Here is a 24950-nt window from a genome sequence, read left to right on the forward strand (position 1 = left end):
ATCTTCAGCCCTCATTGACGAATTGTTCACCTTGGACCGCGCCGCATTGTGGCGCGGTGCTGTGGGCCGCCCTAATTCGAGCCGCAAGGCACCCGGATGAGACGAAGGTCTATGGACGACAAGCGTGCTCTTCTCCTGAAGCTGCTGGCATCCGTGCGGCAACAGGCTGCTCCCGCCACCGCGTCGCGACGCCCCACCGAGGACATCGCGGTCATCGGCCTCGCGGGGCGCTATCCGCGGGCGCGGACACCGGACGAGCTGTGGCGCAACGTCGTCGAGGGCCGCAACTGCGTCGGCGAGGTGCCCGCGGACCGCTGGGACGTGGACGCGCACTACCACCCGGACGCCAAGGACGGGCGCGCCTACAGCAAGTGGGGCGGCTGGCTCGACGACGTCGACAAGTTCGACCCGCTGCTCTTCCAGATATCTCCCTCCGACGCGCAGGAGATGGACCCGCAGGAACGTCTCTTCCTGGAGACCGCCTGGGCCGGCATCGAGGACGCCGGGTACCGCCCGCGCGGGCTGGGCGAGCACGGCGCGGTGGGTGTGTTCGCCGGGGTGATGAACAACGACTACGAATGGCTCGCGGGGCACAGCAGCGCCTTCGGCGAGCACACGCACGCGCGCTCCGCCCACTGGTCGATCGCCAACCGGGTCTCCTACGTCCTCGACCTGCGCGGGCCCAGCCTGACCGTCGACACCGCCTGCTCCGCGTCGCTGACTGCCATCCACCTGGCCTGCGAGAGCCTGCGCCGCGGCGAGTGCGCCATGGCGCTCGCCGGTGGGGTCAACCTCATCCTGCACCCCATGCACCTGCGGATGCTGGCCGACCGTCAGATGATCTCCCGCGGTGACGAGTGCCGCAGCTTCGGCGCCCACGCGGACGGCTTCGTCGACGGCGAAGGGGTCGGCGCCGTCCTGCTCAAGCCCCTGCGGGCGGCCGAGGCCGACGGCGACCGCGTCTACGCGGTGCTCAAGGGATCGGCGATCAACGCCGGCGGCAAGACCAGCGGTTACACCGTGCCGAACCCCACCGCCCAGGCCGAGGTGATCACCGCGGCCCTGCGCCGGGCGGACGTCGCGCCGGACACCGTCGGCTACGTCGAGGCACACGGCACCGGCACCCCCCTCGGCGACCCCATCGAGATCGCCGGACTGCGTGCGGCCTTCCGCCCCGGCGCCGACGGCAGCGCTGCCCCGGGCAGCTGCGCCATCGGCTCCCTCAAGTCCAACATCGGACACCTGGAGTCGGCGGCGGGCATCGCGGGCCTGACCAAGGTGCTGATGCAGCTCAAGCACGGCGTCCTGCCGCCGTCCCTGCACTCGGCGGAGCTGAACCCCGACATCGACCTGACCGGCACCCCCTTCCACGTACAGCAGGAGGCCGCGCCCTGGCACCGCCCCGTGCTGCGCGACCAGGACGGGCGAGAGACGCACGGGCCGCGCCGGGCCGGCGTCAGCTCGTTCGGCGGCGGTGGGGCCAACGCCCACTTGATCGTCGAGGAGTACCTGGCACAACCGGCCGAGCCCGGCACGTCCGCGCCCGAGAGGGAGCCGGAGGAACTGATCGTCCTGTCCGCGCTGAGCGAGGAGCGGCTGCGGGCGTATGCGCGCGAGCTCGCCGACTTCCTCGACCGGCGGCCGGGCACGGGGCAGCCGCTCGGCGAGTGCGTCCGGGTGGCCGCCGACATCCTGCGGGTCCAGCCGCGGGACCTCGACGCCGATCTCGAACTCGCCGAGTACGGGCTCGGCGCGGCCGAACTGGCCGTGCTCAGCGAACGCCTCGGCCTTCCGACGACCGTCTCCGACCAAACCACCCTGCGGGAACTGGCCCGTGCCGGGTCCGACCCCGCGCCGTCCCTCGCCGACGTCGCCCACACGCTGCGTGTCGGCAGGGAGCAGCTCGACGTACGCCTCGCCTTCCCCGCGCGTGAACTGGCCGATGTCCAGGCCGTGTTGCGGGATGTCGCGGACGGCGTGGAGAGCGGCATCGCACTGCACGACGCGGCCCGCGGCCGCCGCGCACTGGCGGCCGCCGCGGCCGATCGGCTCGCGCGCGCCCTGAGCGACGGTGACCTGACCGAGGCCGCCCGGCTGTGGACCCAGGGCGCCGAGGCCCGGTGGCCGGACACCGGCGCCCGCCGCATCGGCCTGCCCACGTACCCGTTCGCGCGCAAGCGGTACTGGATACCCGAGCCCCCGCGGGCGGGGGAGCCCCTGTGGGACGCGTCCGCGCGTACGGGCCCCCAGGAGACGCGCACGGAGCCCCAGGAGATACGCGCCGACGCCACACCCGGCGATACCGCGTCCGCCGCGTCGAAGGCGCGCGAGGACGTCCCGGAGCTGGGCTTCTACCAGCCGGTCTGGTGCCCGCAGGAACGTCCCGGGCCCGCGCACCGCACCACCACCGCCGAAACCGCCGCCGAGGGCCCCGAGGTGGCCGTCCTCACCGCCGGTGAACCCGGCCCGCTCGCCGAGGCGTTACTCCGCCACCACCCCGGCGCCCGCCTCCTGCGGCTCGACCGCGAGGACCCGGCCACCCTGCTCGCCCGGCCCGTGCGGCATCTGTACCACCTCGGCGGACTGCACCGCCCCGACAGCCTCGAAACCGCGCTGCGCGACGGGGTGCTCGCCCTCTTCCGCAGCCATGGCGCCGGCCCCCGCATCACCGTCGTCACCGCCGGCGCCCACGACGACAACCCCCACGCGGCGGCCATCCTCGGATACGCCCAGGTCCTCGCCGCCGAATGCCCCCACCTCGACCTCACCTGCGTCGACATCGAGGGCACCGACACGGCGGACGCCCTGCCCGCGCTCCTGGCCGAACCCCCGCACCCGGCGGGCCGCGCCGTCCTGCTGCGGGCCGGCCGCCGCCACGTCCGGCAGCTCGTGAGCACCCCCGTACCCGCACCGAGGCGCCCGCCCTACCGCACCGGCGGCACCTACCTCATGGTCGGCGGCAGCGGAGGCATCGGCCGGGCCCTGTCCGAAGAGCTCGCACACCGCCACCGGGCCCGCATCGTGTGGATCAGCCGAGGCGAACTCGGCGCCGAACAGCGCGCCACCGCCGACCGCGTGCGCGAGGCCGGGGGCCAGCTGCTGCACCTGCGGGCGGACGCGTCCGACCCCGCGGCGCTGCGCGACGCCGTCGCCGAGGCCCGACGGCGGTTCGGCGCCCCGCACGGCGTCTTCCACGCGGCCATGACGTTCAACGCCAGCACCATCGCCGAGCTGACCGAGCCGGAGCTGCGGGCGGCCCTCGCCGCCAAGGTCGACGGTGCCCTCGCGCTCGTGGCGGCGCTGGGCGACGAGCCCCTGGACTTCCTCGCCCTCTTCAGCTCGGTCGGCTCCTTCGTCAGCGCGGCGGGCAACGCCGCCTACGTGGCGGCCAGTTCCTTCCTCGACTCCTACGGGCGCCACCTCTCGACCCGGCTCCCGTATCCCGTACGGGTGGTGAACTGGGGCTACTGGGGGCGGGTCGGCTCCGGGGCGCAGCCAGGGCTCCAGGAGGTGTTCCGCAGGACGGGCGTCGCCGAGTTCACCGTGCGCGAAGGCCTCGACTGCCTGGAGCGGGCGCTGGCCGAAGGCCCCGTCCAGGTCATGCCGATCCGCGCCGACGCGCGGGCCCTCGCGGCACTCGGCCACCGCGCGTCGCCGCTCGGCGAGCGGTTCACCGCGCCCGCACCGGCCGGGCCCGGCGCCGACGCCGTCATCGAGGGCTACGACCGCCTCTCCGCGCTCTGCGAATCGGCGCTGCTCGGCGTCTACCGGCGGATGGGCGCCTTCCTGCGCCAGGGCGAGCGGGACAGCGTCTCGGCGCTCGCCGACCGGCTGGGCATCGTGCCCAAGTACCGCCGGCTGCACGCGGCCCTGCTCAACATCCTCGCCGACGCCGGGCACCTGAGCGTGCGCGGCGACGCCGTGGAGGTCCTCGCGGCCGACGCGGACCCGGACGGCACCGGTGGCACGAGCGTCGAGTACGCCGAGCGCGGGCTCGACCGGATCGCCGCCGACCATCCGGACATCCGGGCCACGGTGGAGCTGACCCGGCTGTTCCTGCGCAGCTATCCGCAGGTGCTGCGCGGCGAGACCGGTGCCACCGAGATCATGTTCCCGAACGCGTCGATGGACCTCGTCCAGGACTTCTACCGGGGCAATCCGCTCACCGACTCCCTCAACGAACTCGTCGCCGAAGCGGTCACCGACCACGCCCGGCAGCGCGTCGAGGAACTGGGTGCGGGGGAGCGGCTGCGCGTCGTCGAGTTCGGCGCCGGCACCGGAGCGACCACCGAGCGCGTGCTGCCCGCCCTCTCCGCCTTGGCCGACCGGGCGGAGTACGTCTTCACCGACATCTCGCCGCAGTTCCTGGAGAGCGCCGAGCAGCGGTTCGGCACACGCCATCCGTTCACCCGGTTCCGTACGCTCAACCTCGAACGTGATCTCGCGGAACAGGGCCACACCCCCGGCAGCGCCGACATCGTCGTGGCCACCAACGTCGTGCACGCCACCGGCGACCTGCGCGCCACCCTGCGCAAGGCACGGGAGCTGCTGCGTCCCGGCGGCAGACTCGTGCTCAACGAACTGACCGCGATCCGCAGCAGCATCACCGTCACCGGCGGGGTCCTCGACGGCTGGTGGGCCTTCACCGACGAGGAACTGCGCATCAAGGACGCGCCCCTGGCCACGGCGCAGACCTGGCAACGGCTCCTCCTGGAGGAGGGCTTCGCCGACGCCCTCGTCCTGGACCGGGGCGCCCACCTCGGCCAGCACGTGATCATCGGCGTGAACGCGGGCGCCGGCCACCGCGCACCGGTGAGCGCCCCGGACAGAGCCGTGCCGCCCGCCGCGTCCTCCTCCTCCGGCCGCGGCCCGCTGGACACGCTCCGCGGCATCGTCACGGCCACCCTCAAACTGGACGAGCCCCTCGACCCCGACCGGCTCCTCGCGGACTACGGCTTCGACTCGCTGAGCGGCATGAAGATCGCCGCCGTGATCGAGGAAGACCTGGGCGTCCGGCTGCGGCTGAGCGACCTCCTGGAGCACGCCACCCTGCGCGAGCTGAGCGACCACCTCGGCGAGCTGACCGGCGCGGTGCCCGAGAGCACCGCCCCGGCGGCACCCCTCCGCTTCCCCCTGTCCGCCGGCCAGCGCGCCCTGAGCGTCATCGAGCAGACGGCGCCCGGCACGTACGCCTACAACCTGCCGCTCGCGTTCTGGCTGGAACCGGGGACCGACCCGGCCGCCCTCCGCGAGGCGCTGCAGACCATGGTGGACCGCCACCCCCAGCTCCGCGCCCGCCTGGACGGCGACCACCAGATCGTGGAGGCGCGACAGCAACTGGCTTTCACCGAGAGGAGGTTGGACACCTCATCCGTGGACGCCGTGCGCGAGGCAGCCAGGGAGTGCGTCCGCGAACCCTTCGACCTGGGGCGCGGGCCCCTGCTGCGAGTCACGCTCTTCGCCCTCGCCGACGCCCGGCAAGTGCTGCTGCTCACCTTCCACCACATCGTCTTCGACGGCCTGTCCATCGCCGTCTTCCTGCGCGAGCTGTCCGCGTACTACCGGGGACAGCCGCCCACCGGCGAACCGCCCGCCACCTTCGCCGACTTCGTCGACTGGCAGCGGGAACTGCTGGGCTCACCACGCGGCGAGCAGCTGCGCTCGTACTGGCTGCGCCGGCTCTCCGGCGACCTGCCCACCCTGCAACTCCCCTTCGACCGGCCCCGCCCGGCGGTGCCGGGCCACCGGGGAGCCTCCGTCGAAGGGCGCCTGGCGGCGGCAAGCGTCCGGGCGGCACGGGACCTCGCGGGCGACGAGCGCACCTCCCTCTTCGCGGTGCTCCTCACCGTCTACACGACACTCCTGCACCGCTACTCCCAGCAGGACCGCGTCCTCATCGGCACCCCGGTGGCCGGACGGCCCTCCGCCCGCTACGCCGACGTCCTCGGCTACTTCATGAACATGGTCGTCCTCAAGCACGACATCGCGGACGGCCAGGACTTCCGCGGCCTGCTGCGCCAGGTGCGGGACACCACCCTGGAGGCCCTGGAGCACAGCGACTACCCGCTGCTGAGCCTCGCCGAGGAGCTGCGCGCCTCGCGCCTGTTCGACACCGCCTTCTACTTCCAGAACTGGGTCGAGGACGACACCGACGTCCGCCCGGTCACCGGCGTGTTCCACGGTGTCCATCAAGAGGGCGAGTTCGACCTCACCCTGGAGGTCGTGGAGGAGCGCGAGGGCGCCCGCTACTGCCTCAAGTACGACCCGGACCTCTTCGACGAGGACACCGTGCGCGGGATCGGCGAGCACTTCCGCCTGCTGCTCGACTCCGCCCTCGCCACCCCCGACCGCGAGCTGGGCGCGCTGCCCCTGCGCAGCCCCGCCGACACCGCCCGCGCCCAGGAGCGGCAGCGGCTCACGCGCCGCGACTTCCCCGCCGACCGGGTGCTGCCCACCCTCCTCGCCGAACAGGCCCTGCGCACCCCCGACGCCGTGGCGGTGAGCGACCGCCACACGACGCTGACCTACCGCGAACTGACCGCGCGCGTCACCGCGCTGGCGGCCCGCCTGCGGGGCCGGGGAGTGGCGCCGGGACGCAACGTCGGGGTGCTCGTCGACCGGTCCGCGGACATGCTCGTCGCCCTGCTCGGCGTCCTCGCCGCGGGCGGCGCCTACGTGCCGCTCGACCCCGGCTACCCGGCCGAACGGCTGCGGTACATGGCCGAGGACGCCGGACTGCACCTGCTGATCACCGGCCCGCGGGCCCGCGTCGACCTCGGCGCGCCGGTCCTGGCCATCAACGCCGAGGACGCGCCCACGGGCGTCCCCGAGACGGGCGAACTCCCCGCGCCCGGCCCGGACGACACCGCGTACGTGATCTACACCTCGGGCTCCACCGGGCGCCCCAAGGGCGTGCAGGTGCCGCACCGGGCGCTGGTCAACCTGCTCCTGTCCATGGCCGAGGAGCCGGGACTGACGGACAAGGACCACCTGCTCGCCCTCACCACCGTCTGCTTCGACATCGCCGCGCTCGAACTGTTCGCGCCGCTGATCACCGGCGGCCGGGTGGAGATCGTGCCCGCGGAAGTCGCGCGGGACGGCGTCCTCCTGCGCAGACTTCTGGAGTCCAGCCCCGCCACCGTCGTCCAGGCGACCCCCGGCACCTGGAAGATGCTGCTCGCGGCCGGCTGGACGGGAGCACCGGAGCTGAAGGTGCTGTGCGGGGGAGAGGCCCTGGACCAGGACACCGCGGAGTCGTTGCTCGCCCGCGCGGGCCAGGTGTGGAACATGTTCGGACCCACCGAGACCACCATCTGGTCGGCCGTGTGCCGGCTCACCCCCGGCGAGCGCGTCACCATCGGCCACCCCATCGCCAACACCGGCCTGTACGTCCTCGACGCGCGGGGCAGGGCGGTGCCGCCCGGGATGCCCGGCGAGCTGTACATCGGCGGCGCGGGCCTGGCCACGGGCTACCTGGGCCGCCCCGAACTGACCGCCGAACGGTTCGTCACCCTCGACGGCGAGCGCCGGTACCGCACCGGTGACCTGGTGCGCGAACTGCCCGACGGCCGCATCGAGTACCTGGGCAGGCTCGACGCCCAGGTGAAGGTGCGCGGCTTCCGGATCGAGCCCGGCGAGGTCGAGGCCGCGCTGCGCGCGCAGGACGGCGTCCGCGAGGCCGCCGCGGTCGCGCGGCCGGTCGGCGGCGAGAACGTCCTGCACGCCTTCCTCGTCCTCGACGCGGGAGCCACCGCTCCGCCCCGCGACGCGCTCGCCGAGCGGCTGCCCGCCCACATGGTCCCCGACGTCCTGGTGGAGCTGGACTCCCTGCCCCGGACGCTCAACGGCAAGGTGGACCGCGGCAGACTGGGCCGGGCGCCGCTGGCGGAGCTGCGTGGCGAGGCGTCTCTGCCGGAGCTGCGCGACCGGGCGTCTCTGCCGGAGCCGCGTGGCGGGGCGCCGACGGGCGAGCCAGGGGGCGCGGGCGGTGCGGCCGCGCGCCTGACCGATGCCGCCGCCCGCACCACCGCCGCCCGTACCGCTGCCGCCCGCATCCCCGAGCTGAGCGGCCTCATCGCCGACATCCTCGACACGGACCCCGGGCAGATCCCCGCCGACGTACCGCTCGGCCGGCTCGGCATGAACTCGATCAGCTTCACCGTCCTGAGCACGCGCGTCAGCGAGCGGTACGGGATCGAGGTCCTGCCCACGCTGTTCTACCGCCATCCCACCGTCGCCGCCGTCGCCGCACACCTGAGCGAGGTCCTCGGGGACGCCCCCGATGCCGCCGCCTCCGCCTCCACCGCCGAGGAAACCACCGCCGGAACCGAACCGGCCGAGGCCGTGCCCGACGCCGGCCGTGCCGCCCCCCGCGGCGGTGACGTGGCCGTCGTCGGCATGGCCGGACGGTTCCCCGGCTCCGCCGACCTCACGGAGTTCTGGGACCACCTGGAGCAGGGCAGGGACCTCGTCACCGAGATCCCCGGCGACCGCTGGGACTGGCGGGCGCGCACCGGTACGTCCCGTTCGCGCTGGGGCGGCTTCGTCCCCGGCGTGGACCGCTTCGACGCCGCCTTCTTCGGCGTCTCGCCGCGCGAGGCCGAGCTGATGGACCCCCAGCAGCGGCTGCTCCTTGAAGTGGTGTGGACGGCGATCGAGGACGCCGGGTACCGCGCGAGCGACCTCGCGGGCAAACGCGTCGGCGTCTTCATCGGCACCACCAACTCCGACTACGCCGAAGTGCAGCGCGCCGGCGGCAGGTCGGCCGAGGCGCACACGCTCACCGGCGCCGCGCTGTCGGTCATCCCCAACCGTGTCTCCTACCTCCTCGACCTGCGCGGACCGAGCGTCGCGGTCGACACCGCCTGCTCCAGCTCGCTCACCGCCGTCCACCAGGCCGTCGGCGCGCTGCGCGAGGGCAGCTGCGACCTCGCCGTCGCGGGCGGCGTGAGCCTCATCCTCGACCCCCGTCTCTACGACGCCCTGAGCCGCAACGAGATGCTCAGCGAGGACGGCCGCTGCAAGGCCTTCGACGCCTCCGCCAACGGCTATGTGCGGGGCGAGGGCGTGGGCGTCGTCGTCCTCAAGGACCACGCGCGGGCCCGCCGCGACGGCGACCGCGTCGCCGCGGTGATCAAGGCCGTCGCCGTCAACCACGGCGGCCGCACCACCTCCCTCACCTCGCCCAGCCCGCACGCGCAGGCGGAACTGCTGGTCGAGGCCTACCGCGCGGCCGGCGTCGATCCGCGCACGGTCGGCTACATCGAGGCGCACGGCACCGGCACGGCCCTCGGCGACCCCATCGAGATCAGCGGTCTGACCGAGGCCTTCGAGCGGCTCGCCGGGGACGGCGCGGCGACCGGAGCCGAGGGCCCGCGCTGCGGCATCGGCTCGGTGAAGACCAACATCGGCCATCTGGAGGCCGCCGCGGGCATCGCCGGACTGCTCAAGGTGGCCCTCGCGCTGCGCCACCGGACCATCCCGGCCAGCCTGCACTTCCGCGAGCGCAACCCCTATCTCGACCTGGACGGCGGCCCCTTCGAGATCGTGGACACCACCCGGCCGTGGCCCGCGCCGCCCGCCGCGGACGGCGCGCCGCCGCTCCGCCGCGCGGGCGTCAGCTCCTTCGGCTTCGGCGGCGCCAACGCCCACGTGGTGATCGAGGAGGCCCCGGCGGGAGCGGACGCCGCGCCGGCCGACGACAGCACGGACGCGGAGCTGTTCATCCTGTCGGCGAAAACCGAGCGGGCCCTGCGGGCGCAGGCCGGGCGGCTCGCCGCGCACATCCGCGCCGCGCAACCCGCGCCCGCCGATGTCGCCCACACCCTGCGCGTCGGCCGCGAGGCCATGGACGAGCGGCTGGCCTTCGTGGCCCGCGGCCGCGCCGAACTCCTCGCCCGCCTCGACGCCTGCGCCGAGGGCCGCGACCCCGAGGGCGCGCTGCGCGCCCGGGTCGGCGCGGCGCAGCGCCGCACCGCCGCCACGCGGGGCAACGCCTGGCGGGAGTTCGTCCGGGCACTGTCCGCCGAGGGCGACCTCGAATCGCTGGCCCGGCTCTGGACCGACGGCGCCGACGTGGACTGGTCCTGGCTGCCGCGAGGGCGCCGCATCGGGCTGCCGACGTATCCGTTCGAGCCGGCCCGGCACTGGGTCGACACCGCCCCCGGCGCCCCGGCCGCGGCCGCCGCACGCCCCGCGTCGTCGGCGCTGCTCGACGAGAACGTCTCGACCTTCGGCGGGACCGCCTTCGCCAAACACCTCACCGGCGCGGAGTTCTACCTGGCCGACCACCGGGTCGGCGACGAACTCGTGCTGCCCGGCGTGGTCTACCTGGAGATGGCCCGGCTCGCCGGCGAGCGCGCCCACGGCACCGCCCCCGTGCGGCGCGTCGACGAGATCGTCTGGGCCGCGCCCGTCGCGCTGCCGCCCGGCGCCTCGCGGGACATCCGGGTGGTGGTCGCGCCCTCCGGCGCCTTCGAGATCACGGGCGAGCGTCCGCACGCGAGAGGCCGCCTGGTGTTCGGCCAGGACGGCACCGGGCAGGACGCGGCGCCCGCGCCGATCGACCCGGCCGCCGTACGCGCCCGGTGCGGCGAGCGCAGGACCCGCGAGGACTGCTACGCCTACTTCGCGGACCTCGGCTTCCGGTACGGTCCCGCCTTCCAGGTCATCGAGGAACTGGCCCTCGGCGACGGCGAGGCCCTGGCACGGCTGCGCCGTCCCGAGGTCGGCGACCACCGCTTCCACCCCTCGCTGCTCGACGGGGCCCTGCAGGCCGCGGGCCACCTGGTGCGCGGCACGACGGCACACCTGCCGTACTCGATCGGTTCCGTACGCCTCTTCGGCGAGCTGCCCGCCGACTGCCTCGCCCATGTCGCCGCGGTGGAGGGCAGGGCCGACGCCCAGGTCTTCGACATCAGCCTGACCGCGGCCGACGGCACGGTCGTCGCGCGCGTCGAGCGGTTCACGCTGCGGGCCGTGCCGGACGCCGGGCGCGACCTGCGCGGGGCCGCCGAACGCGGCGTGCTCGCCTTCGAGCCGTACTGGCAGGAGGCACCGGCCACCACCGCGCAGGCCGAGCCGGCCGGGCCGCTGGCCGTCATCGACGCCGGGGACGGCCGCGCCGAGGCCCTGCGCGACGAACTCGCCGTGCTCGCCCCGCGCCTGGACGTCGTGCTCGGCGCCCGCCCGGACGCCTCGCACCTCGTGCACCTCGCCGCAGGCGGGTCCGACAGCGACCTCGACGACGCGCTGCGCGCCGGCTTCCACACCGCCCTCGACGTGTGCCGGACCCGGATCGCGGAGCACGAAGGACCGCTGCGCTACCTGTTCGTCCACGAGGACCGGGCAGGAGCCGCAGGGGCGGCGCACGCCGCGCACGCCGCGCTTGACGGGGTTGCCCGCTGCATCGGCCAGGAACACCCCGACATCCGGATGAGCGTGCTCACGCACACCGGCTCGCCCTCCGCCCGCGACCTCGCCGAGCTGGTGCTCGCCGAACTCCCGGACGACGCGCCGGAGGTACGCCACGACGGGCACCGCAGGCTCGTGCGCGCCTGGCGCGAGAGCACGCTCCCCGAGACGGCCGACGCGGCCTCGCCCCTGGCGGCGACCGGGGCGCACCTCGTCACGGGCGGCACGGGCAAGCTCGGCATGCTGATCGCGGAGCGGATCGCCCGCCACCCGGGCGCCGGAGTCGTCCTCATCGGCCGGTCCGACCCGCCCGAGCCGCTGCCCGAGGGCTGGCTGCACGTCCGGGCCGACGTGAGTGTGCGCGCGGACGTCGAGCGGGTGGCCGAGGCCAGGCGCCGGTTCGGCCGGATCGCCGGCGTGGTGCACGCGGCCGGTGCGCTCCGTGACGGGCTCGTCCTCCACAAGAGCCGCGCGGACGCCGACGCGGTGCTCGCGCCCAAGGTGCGCGGCCTGGTCCACCTCGACGAGGCGACCCGCGCGGACGCCCCCGGCTACTTCGTGGCGTTCGGCTCGACGGCCGCGGTCTTCGGCAACGTCGGCCAGAGCGACTACGCGTACGCCAACAGCTTCCTCGACCACTACCTGGAGCGGCGCCCCGGTGGCGGCCTCGCCGTCGACTGGTCGCTGTGGCGCGACGGCGGCATGTCCCTCGACGCCGACGCACGCGAGGCCATGCGCCGCGAGTTCGGCATGGAACCGCTGCCCGCGCAGGCCGCGCTCGACGCCCTGGAGGCCGCCCTGCGCGGCGGCGCCTCCCGCCTCCTGCTGACCGCGGGCGACCGCGCGCGGATCGGCGAGGCGCTGCGCGACACCGCGCGGCCGCGGCGGCCCGCGGCCGCGCGCCCCCGGGCCGAGGACACGGACAGCGGCGACCTGCGCGCGCCCATGGTCGCCTACCTCCGCGAACTCCTCGCCGCAGAGCTGAAGATGGCCCTGGAGGATGTCGCCGAGGACGAGGCCTTCGACCACTACGGCGTCGACTCCCTCCTCGTCCTGAGTCTCACGCGGTCACTGGAGGAACGTTTCGGGCCGCTCTCCAAGACGCTGTTCTTCGAGTACCTGACCATCGGCGAGCTGGCCGACTTCCTGGTCGCCCACCACCCGGCCGAGGCGCGCGCCTTCCTCGCGCCCGCCGCCCACGGCGTCGCCCCCGCCGGGGACGACACCTCGGAAACGCCCCTCACCCCCGCGCCCACCCCGCACGCCGCCCCGCCCGCGCCGCTGCCCGAACGGGACGACGACGACATCGTGATCGTCGGAGTGGCCGGCCGCTACCCCGGAGCCGACGACCTCGGACAGTTCTGGCGCAACCTGCGGGAGGGCAGGGACTGCGTGACGGAGGTCCCCGCGGACCGGTGGGACCACGACCGGTTCTACGACCCCGACCGCGCCACCCCCGGCAAGACGTACGCCAAGTGGGGCGGCTGGCTCTCCGACGTCGCCTCCTTCGACCCGATGTTCTTCCGCATGTCCCAGGTGGAGGCGGAACACATCGACCCGCAGGAGCGGATCTTCCTCCAGACGGTGTGGCACCTCCTGGAGGACGCGGGCACCTCGCGCGCCGCCCTCTCGAAGGTCCGCACCGGCGTCTTCGTCGGCCTGATGTACGGCCACTACCAGCTCTACGGCGTCGACGAGGCGCTGCGCGGCACCGGGGCGGCCACCTCGTCCTCGTACGCGTCGGTGGCCAACCGCGTCTCGTACTTCTTCGACTTCGACGGCCCGAGCATCGCCCTGGACACCATGTGCTCGTCCTCGCTCACCGCCCTGCACCTCGCCTGCCGGGCGATCAGGGACGGCGACTGCGACGTCGCCGTGGCCGGCGGGGTCAACGTCTCCAGCCACCCGCTCAAGTACCTCCAGCTCGCCAAGGGCGGCTTCCTCTCCACCGACGGCCGCTGCCGCAGTTTCGGCGAGGGCGGCGACGGCTACGTGCCCGCCGAGGGCTCGGGGGCCGTGCTGCTCAAGCGCCGCTCGGCGGCCGAGGCCGACGGCGACCGCGTCCTCGCGGTGGTCAGGTCGACGGCCGTCAACCACGGCGGGGCGGGCAAGGGCTTCAGCGTGCCCAACCCCAAGGCGCAGGGCGTGCTGATCGGCGAGGCACTCGACCGGGCGGGCCGCACCCCGGCGCAGCTCGACTACCTGGAGGCACACGGCACCGGCACCTCGCTCGGTGACCCGGTGGAGATCACCGGCCTGGTCCGCGCCTTCCAGGGACACGACCTGACGGGCGTACGCATCCCCATCGGCTCGGTCAAGTCCAACATCGGGCACGCCGAGTCGGCCGCGGGCATGGCCGCGCTCACCAAGGTGCTGCTGCAACTGCGCCACCAGGAACTCGTGCCCTCCCTGCACGCCGAACGCCTCAACCCGCACCTCGACCTGGACGCCACCCCCTTCCGCCTCCAGCGCGAGCGGGCGCCCTGGACGCCGCGCGTCGACGCCGCGGGCCGACCCCTGCCCCGTACCGCCGGCATCAGCGCGTTCGGCGCGGGCGGCGGCAACGCCCACGTGATCCTGGAGGAGTACGTGTCCCCGACGCAGCCGCCCGCGCAGGAGCCGCCGTACGTGTGCGTGCTCTCCGCACGGGACGCCGAGCGGCTCGACGAACACATCACGCGCACGGCCGAGTTCCTGCGCGGCGAGGGACGCGACACCCACCCGGCCGCGATCGCTGCGACGCTGCGCACCCGCGAGCCGATGGCGCACCGCCTCGCCGTGGTCTTCGACGCCGTGGACGACCTCGCGGACGCCCTGGAAGGCCACCTCGCGGGAGCCGACTCGCCGCGCGTCATGACCGGCACCGTGAGCCGCTCGGCCGCACCGGCCACCGGCCACAGCGCGCCCGAACTCGCCGCGGCCTGGGTGCGCGGCGCCCACGTCGACTGGCCCGGCGGCGGACCTCGCGTCTCCCTGCCCGGCTACCCCTTCGCCCGGGAGCGCTGCTGGCTGCCCGCCGCCGACGCCGTGCGCCGGCCGCCCGTCACCGAACCGCGTGGTGAGGTGGTGCTCTCCACCGAGACGCCGGTCATCGCCGGCCACCGCGTCCAGGGCCGCGCCCTGCTGCCCGCCCTCGCCTACCCCGACCTCATCGCCAAGGTCTTCCGCGACCACGGGTACGCCGTGGAACGGCTGACGGTGCGCGACCTCACCGCGCTGCGCCCGCTCGACGTCACCGACGGGCCCGTGACCGCGGAGATCCGCTGCGCCCCGGCCGGAGAGGGCCGCTGGCAGGTCACGGTGGGCGACGGCGAGCCCTACGCCACCGCCGAGGTGGACCTCACCGACGCCCCCGCCTTCCGCGACCGGCTCGACGGCCATCCGCTCGGCACACCGGCCCCGCTCGCCGAGACCTACGCCAGGGACAGCGGCGACGGCCAGCACTACAGCGGCGCCGCGCGCGCCGAGGGCACCGTCCGCGCCGATCAGGAGTGGTTGACCGCGGAACTGCGGGCTCCCGGGGGCGACTTCCTGATCCACCCCGCCCTGCTGCTGGGCGGCGCGGTCGCGGCCGGTTCGCTGCTCGACACCGACGGCCAGGCGTTCCTGCCGCTGCACATCGGTTCCTTCCGCACGGCGGGGCCGCTGACCGGCGCCTGCACGGCGCGGGTGCGGCGTGCCTCGGTGAGCCGCAGGGGCGAGGTCGCCCGGTTCTCCGTGGACTTCTTCGACCCCCAGGGACGCCAGGTGGCGGAATTGACCGAGCTGTCCAGCAAGGCCGTGTCAGGGGCGTCCACCCCGGCCCGGACCGCCGCTTCCGCCCCGGCCGCCGCGCCCGAGGCCGGCCACGTCGAGGACTTCCTGCGCAGGCTGCTCGCCGAACGCCTCGGCACGGACGCGCGGTCGGTGCCCGTCACCGCCGGCTACTACGAACTCGGCCTGGAGTCCGCGCAGGTGCTCGGCCTGGTCGAGGCCGTGCGGGAGGTGGTGGGGCAGGAGCTGGAACCCACGCTGCTCTTCGAGTACACCACCGTGCGCGACCTGGCCGCCCACCTCGCGGCACGCTTCCCCGACGCCTTCCAGAACCCCGCCGCGAACCCCGTCGGACCCGCCGCCCGGAGCACGGCCGCCGACACCGGTACCGGCACAAGCCCAGGGGCCGGCACGAACCCCGGGACCGGTACAGGCACCGGCCTCGCCCGTGTCCGGCGGGACGCCGTCATCCCGCCTGCACCCGCGCCCGCCGCCCTCCCGGCCCAGGAACTCGACCGCCTGATCGCCCGCCAGGTGCTGCACCGCCTGTGCGCGGCCGGGCTCTTCACCGACGCCCGCACCGAGTCCGTGGACGGGATCGCGCGGCACCTCGGCGTCGTCGACAAGTACCGGCGCTGGCTCGACGAGGCCGCCCGGCTGCTGACCGCCACCGGTCTGACGCGACGGCACGGCGACGTCCTGGAACTCGCGGGGGAACGGCCCCCGGCCCATGACACCGCGTGGGCGGCCGTGCGCGAGCGCTTCGCCACCGACCCCTACTGGGACGCGCAGCTCTCCCTCGTCCAGGAGTGCGTGGAACGGCTCCCCGAGATCCTGTCCGGCGCGCTGCCCGCGACCGACGTGCTCTTCCCCGGCGGCTCCATGGCCAGGCTCACCGCGGTCTACCAGGGCAACGCCGTCGCCGACCGGCTCAACGCCGTGGTGGCCGAGGTCACCGCCACGGCGGTGCGCGAACGCCTCGCGCGGGACACCTCGGCCACCGTCCGCGTCGCCGAGGTCGGCGCGGGCACCGGCGGTACCACCGCTGCCGTCCTGCCCCGCCTCGACCCGTACGCCGATCACGTGGAGTACTGGTACACCGACCTCTCCCCGGCCTTCCTCGACCAGGCCGAACGCCGCTTCGGACCCGGCAGGGACCATCTGCGCTACGGCCGTTGGGACGTCACCGCGCCCGGCGCCGGCGAACGGCTCACCGGCGGCGACTGCGACGTCATCGTGGCGACCAACGTGCTCCACGCCACCCGCGACATCCGCGCCGTCCTGCGCAACCTCGCGGCGGCCCTGCGCCCCGGCGGCGTCCTCGTCGTCAACGAGGTCATCCGCAAGTCCGCCGTCCTCACCCTCACCTTCGGCCTCCTCGACGGCTGGTGGCTCTACGACGACGAGGACGTACGGCTCCCCGGCGCACCGCTCCTGTCCGCGTCCCGCTGGCAGGAGGTGCTGCGCGACACCGGATACGGCGAGGTGTGGCGGCCGGTCGCCGAGCCGGACGCCTTCGGCGAGGTCTTCGTCGCCCAGCGGGGCCGGGGCGAGGTGGCACCGCCCGAGGGCACGCGTCTGCTCGTACGGCGGTGGGAGCCCGCTCCCGCCCTCGCGGGCCGCGCGCCGGCCGCCGTGGCCGTCCTCGGGGCGGGGCCGCACGCCGCCCGGCTCGCCGACGCCCTGCCCGGCGCCCGCCTGATCGCCTCCGCGGCCGACGTGGACGACCGCTTCGACGCGCTGGTCGACCTCGGCGGGCTCGGCCTCGACGACTGGCTGCCGGTGCTCCAGCGCATGGCCGGACGCGAGGCGCTGCTGCTCGGCGTCGGCCCGGGTGACGCCCGCGCCGGGCTCTACCGGATGCTGCAGAGCGAGTACGGGCGCGTCCGCTCCCGCTACCTGGAGGCCGACCCCGCGGACCCGGACCTGCCGGACCTCGTGGCGCGCGAACTGGCCGAAGGCGGCGACGACACCGAGGTCACCTACCGCCGGGGAAGTCGGCAGCGGGCCGTCCTCGAAGCGCTGCCCGCCGCCATGGGCGCCCCCGTCGACTTTCCCGCGCACGAGCCGCTGCTCATCACCGGCGGCACCCGCGGCATCGGCCTCGCGCTCGCCGGGCACGCGGTCCGGGAGTGGGGCGCGAGGACCCTCGTCCTCACCGGGCGCGAGCAGCTGCCGCCGCGAGCGGAGTGGGCACGGCACGGCACGGACACCGCGCTCGGCCGCAAGCTCGACGGGCTGCGAGCGCTGGAGCGCGACGGAGTCCGCCTGAAGGTCCTCTCGCTGCCGCTGGGCGAGGACGCGGGCGCCGTCCGCACCGCCTTGGACGAGATCCGCGGGGAGTTCGGACCGATCGGCGGGGTGCTGCACGCCGCCGGACTCGTGGACCGGGACAACCTCGCCTTCGTACGGAAGCCGGTCGAGGCCGTGCGCGCGGTGCTCGCCCCCAAGACGGCCGGGGTCGACGCCCTTCTCGACGCGCTGGCCGGCGATCCGCTGCGGTTCTGCGTGCTGTTCTCCTCCGTCGCCTCGATGGTCCCCGCCGCGGCCGTGGGACAGAGCGACTACGCGATGGCCAACGCCCACCTGGACGCCGTCGCCCGCCGCGCGCCCCACGGGCTGCCCGTGCTGAGCGTGGCCTGGCCGAGCTGGCGGGGCGTCGGCATGGGCGGTGAACGCCCGGGACCCGGCTACCGGGCCACCGGTCTCGGCGAACTCTCCGAGGCGCAGGGGCTGCGGCTGCTCGACCACATCCTGTCCACCGGGGAGGGTCCCGTCGTCCTGCCGGCGATCGTCGCCCCGGAGTGGACGCCACGGGAACTGCGGGTCCGCGCGGCCAGGACGCCGGCCCCCGCGGCCGTGCCCGCCACGAACGGCACGGCGCGCACGGGCGGCGGCACGGACGCCGCCGAGCAGGCCGAGGCGTGGCTGATCGGCCTGCTGGCCGACGAACTCGGCTTCCCCCGGGCCCGCTTGGCCGCCGACGTGCCGATCTCCGACTACGGCACCGACTCGATCATGATGGTCCAGATCCTGCGCAAGGTCGGCGCCGAACTGGACGTCGACCTCGACCCCTCGGTGCTCGTGGATCACCCCACCGTGGAGTCCTTCGTCGGCTGGCTCACCGCCCACCACGGGCAGGCCCTCGCCGCGGCCTTCGGCGGCACGGCACCCGAGGCCGTCGTCGACCCGGCACCCGCGGCCTTCGGCGGCACGACACCCGCCGCCGCCCAGGACCGCTCCCCGGTCACCGTCACCGTGCCCGCGGAGCGTCACCGGGCGCCCGCCGACACCCCGTACGACATCGCCGTGGTCGGCATGTCCGGCCGCTTCCCCGGCGCCCCCGACCTCGACGCCTACTGGCGGCTGCTCAGCGAGGGCCGTTCGGCGATCGCCCCCGTGCCGGCGGGGCGCTGGGGGAGCGCGACCGGGTACACCGCGGGCCTGCTCGACCTCGACGGGTTCGACCCCGGCCACTTCCACCTCTCCGACGCCGACGCCGCCGCCATGGACCCGCAGGCGCTGCTGCTCCTCGAAGAGACGCTGTTCGCGCTCTGCGACGCGGGCTACGCCCCCGACGAGGTGAAGGGCCGCGACATCGGCGTGTACGTGGGCGGGCGCACCCGGCACGCCCCGGACGAGGGCACCCTCGCCCGCAGCCGCAACCCCGTGGTCGCCGTCGGCCAGAACTACCTGGCCGCCAACCTGTCGCACCACTTCGACCTGCGCGGCCCCAGCACGGTCGTGGACACCGCCTGCTCCTCGGCGCTCGTGGCCCTGCACCACGCCGCCCAGGCACTGCGCTCCGGCGACATCGAGGCCGCCGTGGTCGCCGGCATCACGCTGCTGCCCGATGCCGGCGGGCACCGCCTGTTCGACCGGCGGGGACTGCTCAACACCGGCACGGAGTTCCACGTCTTCGACCGGCGGGCCCACGGCTTCACCCCCGCCGAGGGCGTCGGCGTCCTCCTGATCAAGCCGCTCGCCGCGGCCGAGGCGGCCGGCGATCGCGTGCACGCGGTGCTCAAGGCGGTGGCCGTCAACAACGACGGCAGGACCGCGGGCCCCGCCACCCCCAACCCGGGCGCCCAGCGCGGCGTCATGGCCCGTGCCCTCGCGAAGTCCGGGGTCGCCGCCGACGACGTCACGTACATCGAGACCAACGCGGCGGGCTCCCAGATCCCCGACCTGATCGAGCTGAAGGCCATCGCGGCCGTCTACCGCGACGGTTCCGACACGCCCTGCTCGCTCGGCTCGGTCAAGCCCAACATCGGCCACCCGCAGTGCGCGGAGGGCATCGCCGGGGTCATCAAGACCGTCCTGATGCTCCGCAACCGCGCCATCGTGCCCTTCCTCAGCGGGCAGCAGCCCCTGGAGCACTTCGACCTCGCCGCGACGCCCCTGCGCTTCGAGCGCACGCTGGTCCCCTGGCCCGACGCCCCGCTCGTCGCCGCCGTCTCCAGCTTCGCCGACGGCGGCACCAACGCCCACGCCGTCCTGGCCGGACGGGAGGCGACAGGGGCCGGGCGCCGCGAGCCGCTGGAGCGCCCCCGCCTCAGGCGGCGCCGCCTGCCCACCGCCGGCCCCGAGCGCTTCGCGATCATCGGCATGGCCGGGCACTACCCCGGCGCGGACGACCTCGCCGCGTTCTGGACGAACCTCAAGGACGGCAGGGACAGCGTCCGCGAGGTGCCCGCGCGGCGCTGGACGCCGGGGGAGGGGGACGGCTCGCGCTGGGGCGGATTCCTCGACGACGTCGGCCGCTTCGACGCCGACTTCTTCAGGATCTCCCGCCCCGAGGCGGAGATCACTGACCCGCAGGAACGCTGGTTCCTGCGCACCTGCTGGGAGGCGATCGAGGACTCCGGGTACACCCCCGCCGGGCTCGCCGAGCCCAAGGGGCCGGACCGGCAGCGCGCGGTCGGCGTGTTCGCCGGAGCCATGCACAAGGACTACACGCTGGTCGCCGCCGAGGCGGACGCGCCCGTGCCGCTCAGCCTCAACCAGGGGCAGATCGCCAACCGCGTCTCCTTCGTCTGCGACTTCCACGGCCCGAGCATGACGGTCGACACCCTGTGCTCGTCCTCCCTCACCGCGGTGCACCTCGCCGTGGAGTCACTGCGCCGCGGCGAATGCGAGGTCGCCCTCGCGGGCGGCGTCAACCTCTCCCTGCACCCCGGCAAGTACCGCACCTACGGCGCCGTCGGCATGCACTCCTCCGACGGGCGCTGCCGCTCCTTCGGCGAGGGCGGGGACGGCTACGTGTCCGCCGAGGGCGTCGGCGCGGTCGTCATCAAACCGCTCGCCGCCGCCGAGGCCGACGGCGACCACATCTACGCCGTCATCTCCGGGACCGCCGTCAACCACGTCGGCACCGCGAGCGGGTTCAGCGTGCCGAGCCCCGTCGGACAGGCCGCCGTCATCTCCGCGGCGTTCGACGCGGCGGGCGTCGACGCCCGCTCCATCGGCTACCTGGAGGCGCACGGCACCGGCACCTCCCTGGGCGACCCCATCGAGATCCGCGGCCTGACCACCGCCTTCGGCCGGCACACCCAGGACCGCGGTTTCTGCGCCCTCGGCTCGGTCAAGTCCAACATCGGGCACGCGGAGTCCGCCGCCGGTGTCGCGGGCCTCACCAAGGCGGTGCTGCAACTGCACCACCGCACCCTGGTGCCCTCCCTGCACGCGGACACCGTGAACCCGCTGCTCGGCCTCGACGAGACGCCCTTCAGGCTCCAGCGCGCCACCGAGGCGTGGCCGGCGCCGCCCGAGGGGCCGCGCCGCGCGGGCCTCAGCTCCTTCGGGGCCACCGGAGCGGGCGCGCACATCGTCCTTGAGGAGTACGTGCCCCTCGCCGACGCCGTGCCGTCCCGCGCCCCCGAAGGACCCGTCCCCGTACCGCTGTCGGCGCGCACCGAGGAGCAGTTGCGGCAGCTCGCCGCGCGGCTGCGGGACGCGCTCACCGACGGCCCGGCCGGGCCGTCGGTGAGCGACATCGCGTACACCCTCCAGGTCGGCCGGGCCGAGTGGCCCGTGCGGGCGGCCTTCGTGGTGCGTTCGACGGACGAACTGGCCCGCCAGCTGGGCGAGTTCGCGGACCACGGGGTGCGTCCGGTGCTCGGTGACGGGGAGCCGCACGAGGTCGCGCGACGGTGGGCGGACGGTTCCGCGGTGGACTGGAACGCCCGCTACGGCGAGGACCGGCCGCGCCGGGTGGCGCTGCCGACGTATCCGTTCGCGGGGGAGTGGCACTGGGTTCCCACGGGCGGGGCCGCCGCCGACGCCCGGACCGTGGAGGCACCCGTCGAGGTGCCCACCGAGGTGCCCGTCGTGCCACCGAACGGGCTGCTGAGCGTGGTGCGCTGGACGGAGGCGCCCATGGCTCCCGCCGTGCCGGGGCCCGCGCCCCGCAGGGTCCTGATCGCCGCCGACGGTCCGGGGACCGGGCTCGCGGGGGCACTGGCGGCGCACTACCGGCACGTCGGCGCCACCGAGGTGATCGAACGGCCGCTCGACGACCCCTTCGCCCTGACGGGGACGGCACCCGACCGGGTCCTTCTGGTCAGCGGCGCCGGGCAGGGCGCCGGCGGCACCTCGGCCGGGCCCGAACTCGCGTTGCTGCGGCTGGTCAAGGCCGTCCAGCGGCTCGACGGCGCACGCACGGACCTCTACGTCGTCACCCAGGACACCCAGTCGGTCGCCGGCGAGCCGAGCGCCGCGCACGGCGCGGGCCTGGCCGGTCTCGCCTACTTCGTGGCGCGTGACTCCGGCCGCTTCGCCGTACGCAACCTCGACGTGGCCGGAGCCGATCTGCGCACGCCCGAGGGCCGTGCCGCGATGGCCGCCCTGGTGGCCGGCGAACCCGCCTCTCCCGCCGCCGACCTGGTGGCGCTGCGCGGCGGGCGGCGCCACCGGCAGCAGACAGCACCGGTGCCTTCGGCCGAGGCCGCCGCACCTGGCCTGCCCGGCATCCGGCCCGGCGGCACCTACGTGGTGGTCGGCGGCAGCGGCTTCGTCGGACGCGTCGTCAGCCGCCACCTCATCGACCGCTACGACGCCAAGGTGGTCTGCGTCGGACGCCGCCCGCAGAGCGACCCCGCGGTGCGCGAGGCGCTCTACGGCGACCGCGTCGGCTATGTGCAGGGCGACGTCACCGACCCGCGCCAGGCACGACGGGCGATCACCGAGGCCAAGGGGCTGCTCGGCGAGATCCACGGCGTGCTGTTCGCGGGCGCCACCCGCATCACCGGGGCTCCGGGCGCCCTCGCGGACCTCGGCGAGGAGGAGTTCCGGGCCCACTACGAGATCAAGGCGGCGGGGGCGCGGAACGTCTACGAGGCCGTGGCGGACGAACCGCTCGACTTCCTCTGCTACTTCTCCTCGGCCCAGGCGTTCTCCTTCGGCGGCGCGGGCACCCACGCCGCCTACGCGGCCGGCATCACCTCGGCCGACGCCTTCGCCAGGGCCGTCGCCCCCGGCGCCGCCTTCCCGGTCGGCATCGTCAACTGGGGAGCCTGGCGCGCCTCGTTCGGCGAGGCCGCGCGGGACTACCCGACGCTCGGCTTCCTGGACGACGACGAGGGGGCCGCCTGCTTCGACACGGCGGTGCGGCTGCTGCGGGCGGGCCGCCACCGGCAGGTGATCGGGATGCGGGCCCCGGCGCCGGTCACGGCTCGGGGCGCGGAGCGGAGCGGGGCCGCCGACGGGCGGCGACCGAGCGCGCCCGTCGCCCACGACCGGCGTCCGGAGCTGCGCGGCCTGCTCGTGGCACGCCTCGCGAGGACCCTGCGGGTGCCGAAGGAGGACCTGTCGCCCTCGACGGCCTTCGCCGACCTCGGGGTCGACTCGATCACCGGCTCCACCTTCGTCGCGGCCATCGCCGAGGAGCTGGGCATCGAGCTCAACGCGGCCGCCCTGTACGAGTTCTCCTCCGTGGAGCGGCTGGCCGACCACCTGAACGACCTGCTGGCCCCGGCACCCCAGGAGCCATCGGCACCCCACGAACCACCGGCGCCATCAGCGCGACCGGAACCGCCGGCGACCGCGCCGGACGACCTGATCGTGAAGTTGGAGGCACGGTTCGCGGCAGGAGAGCTGTCCGCCGCGGAAGTGCTCGACCTGCTCGACGCAGAGCTGGCCACGAGGGAGCAACGATGAGCAGCGCTAACTTCCGCGACATCCTCGACGGATACGTCAAGGGCGCGGTCGGCGCGGAGCAGGCACGCGGTCTCCTCGACGCGCGCCGCCAGGACCAGGGTGAGGACCGGGGCCGGGCGCCGGAGGCGGCGGCCGGCGCCGCCGACCGCCCCGACCGTTCGCGGATGCTGGACATCGCGGTGGTCGGCATGGCCGGGCAGTTCCCGGGAGCGTCGGACGTACGCGCGTTCTGGCGCAACCTCACCGAGGGCCGCGTCGGCTACGGCGAGCTGCCCGACCACTACATCGCCCCCGAGGACCCGGCGGGCTACCGCTGGGGCGGCGCCCTCACCGAACGCGACCACTTCGACGCGGAGTTCTTCGGCATCCGGGCGCACGAGGCCGATCTGATGAGCCACAACCAGCGGCTGCTGCTCCAGGAGAGCTGGCACGCCCTGGAGGACGCCGCGATCGACCCGACGTCGCTCGCCGGCTCCCGTACGGGCCTGTTCATCGGCGCCGAGCCGACCGGCTACCCGCACGAGTCGTTCACCGGCGCCTCCGACGCCCTGGTGGCCTCCCGACTCTCGTACTTCCTCGACCTGCGCGGCGCCGCCCTCGTGGTCAACACGGCCTGCTCCTCCTCCCTGGCCGCCGTGCACCTGGCCTGCCAGAGCCTGCGGTCGGGCGAGTCGTCCCTGGCGCTGGCCGGCGGTGTCAACGCGGGTTTGGACGCGCGCGGCCTCGACCTGCTCGTCGAGAGCGGCGCGATGTCACCGAGCGGCGAGTGCCGCACCTTCGACGCCGACGCCAACGGCACCGTCTACTCCGAGGCGGTGGCCGTCCTCGTACTGAAGCGGCTCTCCGACGCGGTGGCCGACGGCGACCACGTCCACGGAATCATCCGCGCCACCGGCATGAACCAGGACGGCGCGAGCAACGGCATCACGGCCCCGAACGGCGCCGCCCAGGAGGAACTGGTCCTCGACGTGTACCGCCGCTTCGGCATCCCCGCCGAGCGCGTCGGATACGTCGAGGCGCACGGCACCGGCACCGCGCTCGGCGACCCGGTGGAGGCCAACGCGCTGGTACGGGCGTTCCGGCGGCTCACCGGTGAGCGCGGGTTCGCCGCCCTCGGCAGCGCCAAGGCGCACATCGGCCACACGGGCGCCCCCGCCGGGGTCGTCGGCATGATCAAGGTGCTGCTCTCGATGCGGTACGGGCGACTGGTCGGCATGCCGACGCTGCGCGACCTCAACCCGCTGATCGACCTCGCGGACTCCGCGTTCGTCGCCGACGCGGCGGCCGGCCCGTGGCAGCACCCCGACGGCCTTCCGCTGATGGCCGCGGTGAACTCCTTCGGCCACAGCGGGACCAACGCGCATGTCGTCGTCGAGCAGTACGTGCCCGCGCCCGTCGCGGGGCAGGGGCGTCGCGAGGACACGTCGCCGCAGGTCGTGCCGCTGTCGGCGCGTACACCCGAGCGGCTGCGCGCGTACGCGAAGAACCTCGCCGAGTACCTCGCGGACGCCACCACCTCCGCCTCTGCCGTCGCCGGCCCGTCCGCCGCGCGTGCGGTGGAGCCGGCGCGGGTGTGCGCCGTGGTGGCCGACGTCCTGGGCGTGGACGCCGAGGAGATCGACCCGGAC

Annotated in this window: 2 protein-coding genes (1 of these 2 only partly in view); both read left to right on the forward strand. The window is 74.9% G+C overall.

The genetic code is table 11. From position 1 onward, the window contains the following. The first annotated feature begins 111 nt into the window (after nt 1-111). Nucleotides 112-23322 (forward strand): non-ribosomal peptide synthetase, encoded by a 23211-nt coding sequence (locus tag J2N69_RS35920; RefSeq protein ID WP_230904472.1) that lies wholly within the window; start codon nt 112-114, stop codon nt 23320-23322. Next, nucleotides 23319-24950: the 5' portion of an SDR family NAD(P)-dependent oxidoreductase gene (locus J2N69_RS35925; protein ID WP_230904473.1), read on the forward strand. Its footprint extends 7614 nt past the window's final position; 1632 of the gene's 9246 nt are visible here — the first part of the coding sequence; its start codon is at nt 23319-23321; its stop codon lies off the right edge, out of view. Before J2N69_RS35920 ends, J2N69_RS35925 begins: the two co-directional genes overlap by 4 nt.

It is taken from the genome of Streptomyces huasconensis, assembly GCF_021028635.1.
Taxonomy (GTDB): Bacteria; Actinomycetota; Actinomycetes; order Streptomycetales; family Streptomycetaceae; genus Streptomyces; species Streptomyces huasconensis.